The 2748-nt window shown below is 75.6% G+C and carries 1 pseudogene; it reads left to right on the forward strand.

The annotated features are described in order from the left end of the window. Window positions 1-319 precede the first annotated feature (319 nt). A pseudogene (locus BJF79_RS36325) lies at window positions 320-2748 on the forward strand (hypothetical protein); the annotation flags it as partial.

A 2748-nucleotide genomic window follows, 5' to 3' on the forward strand; every position in this document is an offset into this window, starting at 1 on the left:
TCGGGCGGGTCGTCCAACACCATCGACGGGGGCGGCTCCGGCGGAGCGCCGCCGCAGGGCGGCGGCCCCGCACCGGCACCCGCGCCCCCCAGCTCACCGGGGAACGCGGATTCCGATCCCGCACATTCGATGAACAAGCACGACGACCCGTCCATCAAGGCCTGACCCTCCGCCGAGCCGAGGCCCGCACCGACCTGGTGCGGGCCTCGTGCGTGTGCGGCCTGGACACGTCCGAAGGGTGTACGGGACATGTCCGGAGGGTGTCCGGAACGCTCGGAGGGGTTGCCGGACACCCATCCGGACAGATGGCCTGGACGTCATGATCAATCCGATACGAGTGGGCCTCACCCTGGTCGGCGGGTTCTTCCTCGCCGTCCTCGGTGCTCTGGCCTACGACGTGCTGGCGGCGGACGCCGCGCACGCGGCGGCGGGCCCCGAACCGCCACCGTTCGCGAGCGCCGCGTCGCCCGACGACCCGTCCCCCGGCGGGTCCACGAACCCCTTCACCGACCGCCTTGAGCAGCAGCAGCGGCAGCTGCGGGAGCGGATCGAGCGGCTCCGGCAGGACTTCCGGCCGCAACCGCCCGCGGCCGAGCAGCCCCGGCGGAGCACCCCGGACCGGCCCGTGACTCCGGCGGGCGAGCCGGACGGGCCGGAGCGTCCCGAGGAGTCCCCGGCCGAGCCCGGCTCGGGAGCGGTCCCGAACGTCCCCGAGCCGTCGGTCCCGTCGGAGCCCTCGGCTCCCGCCGCGCGTCCCGAGGACGCCCCGGGGAACCGTCCCGAGGACGGACGCCCGTCCTCCGATCACCCGGCCGGACGGGACGGCGGCGAGGACGACCGCGCGTCCTCCGACCAGCCCGCCCCCGGCTCGTGGCGCGAGCGCTACGAGCAGCTCAAGCGCGGGCCGTTCACACCCGGCCCCTGGATCATGTCGAGTCCGCGCACCATGCGGATGCTGTGGGGGCCGACCGCCGTCGCGGGGGAGACCATCGACCCCCTGGTCCAGCGGAACGTCTACACGGGCGCGGCGGTGTTCGAGGGCGGCCTTGAGGCGTTCGAGCCGTACGGATGGCCGGTCGGGCGCTTCCTCCAGCCGGTCGGGGAGTTCGCCGACGCGTATCTGCGTGAGCGTCGCGCCCAGGTGCTGCCCAGGGCCGAACTTCGGGCGGAACGCGCCGCGCGGGTCGTCGAGCGCGCACGTGACCGGGGCTGGGGAACCCAGCGCGCCTTCCGGCGCCTGGAGCAGGCCAACAAGAACCTCCTCAAGGAGCGCCGGGAGCATGTGAAGGGGGTCCGCGCGGGTCTGCAGTCGTCGCAGGAGCGGATCGAACAGCTCCGCGCCGCACTCGCCGACACCCGCAACCCGGTCACCCGCCATCGCATCGACAACAACCTGCGCATGGCGCAGGAGGCCCGGTCGAACGTACTGGTGGCCGCCGATCAGCTCGACCACGAGCCCTGGGCGCGCGGCGCCGGGTGGGAGCCGGGCGAGGGCGACCGGACCCCGCCCTCGGAGACGTCCGAAAGCACCGAACCGCCGTCCGGCCAGGCCGGCACGGAAGGGGGAGGCGGCGAAGCCGGTGCCGAGGGGCAGGGGAACCAGGGCGGCCAGGGTGCGCCGTCCCGGTCCGGGGACGTGCAGCCGATTGCGCTGCCGAACCCGCTGAACCCTCCGGTAGCCCCCCAGCCTGGGGTTCCCCAGCGTGAGATTCCCGGGCGCGACGATCGTCGCCGCGACGATCCCCTGCCCGAGAACCCGTGGCCCCGGGTGTTCCCCGGCCCTGAGGTTCCGCAGCGCGATCTCCCCCGGCCCGAGGTTCCTGGGCGTGAGGATCCGGTGAATCCGCCCGCGGAGCCGGATGCTCCGGGGGGTCCCGCCGCGCCGGGTCACCCGTTCCCGGTTCCGTCGCCGGAGGTGGTTCCCTCGCCTGAGCCGGTGGGGCCGAGTCCGGGTCCGGGGCCGTTCCCCGGGGCGCCGGTGACGCCCGAGGGACCCGGCCGGCCGGACGGTCCGGGGGCGCCGGATCAGCCGGGCGCGCCCGAGCAGCCCGAGGCGCCGAACCTGCCCGGTGACCCCGCGCCACCGGCGACTCCGAGGACTCCCGAGGGTCCGGTCACGCCTGGTGACCCCCAAGTGCCCGAGACGCCGAGGACTCCCGAGGGCCCGGGCCTGCCGGGTGATCCCGAGCAGCCCGTCGCGCCGGTTCTGCCCGGCGATCCCGAGCCGCCGGAGACCCCCGGGACGCCCGAGGGGCCGGGCGACGAGCCGTCCGACGATCCCGAGGACGACCCGTTCCGTGTTCCTCCGGCGTTCCCGGCGGTTCGTCCGGGGCCGACCGTGCCGGGTCGTACGTCCGGTCCTGACCTGCCCGGACGGGTGCTGGAGCGTCCCCGGACGCCTGCTCCGGCCGGACAGTCGCGTCCGTCCGGTGGCCGACCCGGGACCGGACGTCCGTCGGACACCCGTCCGGGCGGCGGGAACCCGGCGTCGTCCCGGCCCGGGAACGGGACGGGGCGTCCAGGAGGTTCGCCGATCGCGCCGCGGCCCGTGCCTGTACCCGCGACCGGCGGGCCGGTGCGTACCCTGCCCGCGCCCGTCCCGGGCCGTCTGCCGCTCGGAACCCCCAAGCCGGGGCCTGCTCCCGAGTGGGACGAGACGGGGCGGGTCATCAAGCGGGAACCGCCGATGCCGGATCGTCCGCCGCAGCAGCCGGTGAAGCCGAAGGTGGAGACGCCGAAGTTCACGCC

Origin of the sequence: Actinomadura sp. CNU-125 (assembly GCF_001942465.1) — a bacterium.
GTDB lineage: Bacteria > Actinomycetota > Actinomycetes > Streptosporangiales > Streptosporangiaceae > Spirillospora.